Source organism: Bacillus sp. 05T31 (assembly GCF_056396725.1).
On record NZ_JBFTMA010000380.1, the window covers coordinates 1 to 4,089 of the forward strand.

Annotated in this window: 4 protein-coding genes; all 4 read left to right on the forward strand. The window is 38.7% G+C overall.

Annotated elements, in window-relative coordinates:
* Nucleotides 1-279 precede the first annotated feature (279 nt).
* Nucleotides 280-1,380, forward strand: coding sequence for an amidohydrolase/deacetylase family metallohydrolase (locus tag AC1DJR_RS19775; RefSeq protein ID WP_477003315.1), 1,101 nt, complete (start codon nt 280-282; stop codon nt 1,378-1,380).
* Entirely contained in the window at nt 1,358-2,461 is a 1,104-nt protein-coding gene (locus tag AC1DJR_RS19780; protein ID WP_429686557.1) for a DgaE family pyridoxal phosphate-dependent ammonia lyase, read from the forward strand. Before AC1DJR_RS19775 ends, AC1DJR_RS19780 begins: the two co-directional genes overlap by 23 nt.
* 1 nt (nt 2,462) lies before the next feature.
* Nucleotides 2,463-3,218 carry a 2-dehydro-3-deoxy-phosphogluconate aldolase gene (gene dagF, locus AC1DJR_RS19785; RefSeq protein ID WP_429686558.1) on the forward strand — a complete coding sequence of 252 codons (756 nt, stop codon included), beginning with the start codon at nt 2,463-2,465 and terminating at the stop codon, nt 3,216-3,218.
* Nucleotides 3,211-4,089, forward strand: an 879-nt coding sequence (locus AC1DJR_RS19790) for a sugar kinase (protein WP_477003316.1), incomplete at its 3' end; no start/stop codon positions are given. The genes dagF and AC1DJR_RS19790, both read left to right, overlap by 8 nt.

A 4,089-nucleotide genomic window follows, 5' to 3' on the forward strand; every position in this document is an offset into this window, starting at 1 on the left:
GTTTATAAGTAATGTATATACCTAAAATCTCCTCCAAATTTTTATGGAGGGGATTTTTTAGTCAAATCTATATTTTATTCATATTAATTGAATTTTTTCTTCTTGATTTTTACATTCGTAATATAAATTAGTGAAGGAAGAAATGTACAACTAAACATTATAACGTTATATTTACTTCTTCCTTTTTTTATGTTACTCTAAATATGTGAAAAAGATATAAAATGAAACTTTAATGTAAGCGCATTCTTATGGCTTCTTATAGAAAAGGGTGGAAATACAATGACAGAACGATTCGTGCTACGTAATGTGAAGCGTGTGAACGGGGAAGAGATTGACATTGTAGTTGAAAATAATAAAATCGCACAGGTGATGAAAGCTGGTGCTGGCGAGGGTGGAAAGGTTCTTGATTACTCAGGTACTTACGTATCGAGTGGATGGATTGATTTGCACGTTCATGCTTTTCCAGAGTTTGATCCGTATGGCGATGAGGTAGATGAAATTGGCGTTAAGCAAGGGGTAACGACAATTGTTGATGCGGGAAGCTGCGGAGCTGATCGTATCGCAGATTTAGTACAAAGTAGAGAACAGGCAAAAACGAATTTATTTGCCTTTTTAAATATTTCTCGCATCGGTTTGAAACGAATTGATGAATTATCCAATATGGAATGGATAGATAAAGAGAAAGTAATAGATGCAGTAGAAAAGTATAAAGATGTAATCGTTGGATTAAAAGCGAGAATGAGTAAAAGTGTCGTTTGTGATAGCGGAATTGAACCGCTGCACGTAGCGCGTTCTTTATCTCGTGAAACATCATTACCGATTATGGTACATATCGGTTCAGCTCCTCCGCGTATAGAGGAAGTTGTACCTCTTTTAGAAAAAGATGATGTCATTACACATTACTTAAACGGGAAAGAAAATAATTTATTTGATGAAGAAGGAAAACCGATATCTGTGTTATTAGATGCAGTGAAACGCGGYGTTCATTTAGATGTTGGGCATGGTAATGCTAGTTTTTCTTTTAAAGTAGCAGAGGCAGCGAAGCGTYACGGCATTGYCCTTAATACGATTAGTACAGATATTTACCGGAAGAATCGTATACACGGTCCAGTTTACAGTATGGCTAACGTTCTTTCGAAATTCCTTTACTTAGGTTATCCGCTAGAAGAAGTAATTGATGCAGTTACGAAAAATGCGGCAGAGTGGCTGAAAAAACCAGAGCTTGGTCGTATTCAAGAAGGCGATATTGCAAACTTAACTTTATTTACGGTGAAAGATGAACCGATTACGTTAATTGATTCAGAAGGGGATCAGCGCATTGCTGAAATAAGAATTGATACGAAAGGGGTTGTAATCAATGGGTCATTCATTGAATGCTAAGTACGGATTAAAAAGAGTTATTAATGCGAGCGGTAGAATGAGTATTTTAGGTGTATCCGCTCCTACAGATACAGTTATGGATGCGATGAAACATGGTGGACAAAATTATGTAGAAATTGCTGATTTAGTAGATAAAGCGGGAGACCATATTGCGAGAATTCTAGATTCAGAGGCAGCAGTTGTTGTAAATTCAGCATCGAGTGGAATTGCGCTTTCTATCGCTGGTATCGTTACAGAAGGAAATCGCCGTAAAAGTGAAAGACTTCATCAAGAAGTAATCGCGAAAAACGAAGTGATTATGTTAAAAGGTCATAACGTTCAATACGGTGCTCCTGTTGAAACAATGATTTATTTAGGCGGCGGTAAGCTCGTTGAAGTGGGTTACGCAAATGAAGGGAAAGCAGAGCATATTGAAGATGCAATTGGCGAAAATACAGCAGCTATTCTTTATGTGAAATCGCATCATGCAGTGCAAAAAAATATGATTTCTGTTGAAGAAGCGTGGGAAGTAGCACAGCGAAATAATGTACCACTTATCGTTGATGCGGCAGCTGAAGAAGAYATTCAAAAATACGTGAAGTATTCAGACCTAGCCATTTATAGCGGTTCAAAGGCRATTGAAGGACCTACTTCTGGTATTGTCGGCGGTAAACGAAAATATATTGAATGGCTAAAAGTGCAATTACATTGCAGCGGTAGAAGTATGAAAGTTGGGAAAGAAACAACTTTCGGTTTACTTCAAGCGCTTGATGAGTACGGAGTAAAAGAAGATAAGAGTGAACAAGAAAAAGAGTTGTTACAAGTACTTATGCCGCTGAAAGAGTTAAACGGTGTAAATGTAAAAATCGTTCAAGATGAAGCTGGAAGAGCAATTTTTAGAGCGCGTATTCATATTAACGAGAACGAATTAAATAAAACTGCAAAAGATGTTGTGACCGCGTTACGCGAAGGGGAAATCGCAATTTACACACGTGATTACGGAGTAAGACAAGGATTCTTTGATATCGATCCACGTCCACTTCAAGGTGATGACATACATGTAATTGAAGAAAAAATGAGAGAAATTGTAGGGGGAAACTAAAATGACAAACATTCAAAAACGTTTTTATAAAGGCCGCGTAGCATTAAATGTATTAGCGAACAATACCCGAAATGCGAAAGATATTTTTGAAGCCGCAGAAGGTCATGTAGTAGTCGGAGTGTTATCAAAAGATTATCCAACAGTAGAAGAAGCAGTTACAGCGATGAAAGCATACGGAAAAGAAATTGATGACGCTGTATCAATCGGACTAGGAGCAGGAGATAATCGCCAAGCGGCAGTTGTAGCTGAAATTGCGAAGCATTATCCTGGTAGTCATATTAACCAAGTGTTCCCTTCAGTAGGAGCGACGCGCGCAAATCTTGGCGGCAAAGATAGCTGGATTAATAGTTTAGTATCACCAACAGGAAAAGTAGGTTACGTAAATATTTCTACTGGCCAAGTTAGTGCGGCTGGGGAAGAAAAAGCAATCGTTCCAATTAAAACAGCAATCGCACTTGTACGTGATATGGGCGGGAATTCATTGAAATACTTCCCAATGAAAGGTTTAGCGCATGAAGAAGAATATCGCGCTGTTGCGAAAGCATGTGCGGAAGAAGGATTTGCATTAGAGCCAACAGGCGGAATTGATAAAGAAAACTTTGAAACAATTGTACGTATTGCATTAGAAGCAAACGTAGAGCAAGTTATCCCGCACGTGTACTCTTCTATTATTGATAAAGAAACTGGCAATACGAAAACAGAAGATGTTCGTGAATTACTAGCGGTCGTGAAGAAGTTAGTTGATCAATATGCGTAAGAAAATTGCAGCATTCGGTGAAGTTATGATGCGCCTGCAAGTGCCAGGGTATGAATTGCTATCGCAAGCAAACTCCTTAAATTACTCATTTTCTGGTACAGGTGTGAACGTTGCAGCAGCACTTTCTCATCTAGGGCATGAAGGTTTTCTTATTTCAACTTTACCGGAAAACTCTGTTGGGGATGCTGCGGTATCACATATTCAAAAGTTAGGCATTCAGGCACCGTTTGTTTCAAGAGGCGGTAAATATGTTGGTATGTACTTTTTAGAAAATGGATTTGGAGCACGCGCAAGCCGCGTTACATATTCGAACCGATTAGAAAGTAGTTTCAATACGGCATGTGAAGAGATGTACCAATTTGAAGAAATCGCAAAAGAAATTGATATCGTTCATTTTTGCGGGATTACCCTTGCGATGAATGATACTGTGCGCCATCATATGAAATCTTTGGCGAAGGCAGTTAAAGAAAATGGAGGCACTGTCGTTTTCGATTGCAACTATCGTCCATCGCTTTGGGGAGAAGATGGGTATGAACAGGCGAAACCTCATTATGAAGAAATGCTAGGCTTTGCCGATATTGTAATGATGAATGAAAAAGATGCGATGTTTGTTCTCGGAATGAAAACGGAAGAGACAGAGCGAGAAGCACAGCTTGTTGATCTTATTCCAAAAGTCGCTGAAATATATAATATCGCTACAATTGCTGGAACGCATCGCTTTATTAATAGCGATAATACACACTCACTTCGCGGATTCATATGTAAAGATGGRACGTTCACTTTTGCCAAAACACTTACGTTTTCTGTATATGATAGAATAGGTGCTGGAGATGCTTATACGAGCGGAATTATTCATGGCGAGATAGAAGAG

Excerpts from the sequence above, each read along its gene's own strand:
- dagF (WP_429686558.1), top strand. The coding sequence starts at position 2,463 with ATGACAAACATTCAAAAACGTTTTTATAAAGGCCGCGTAGCATTAAAT.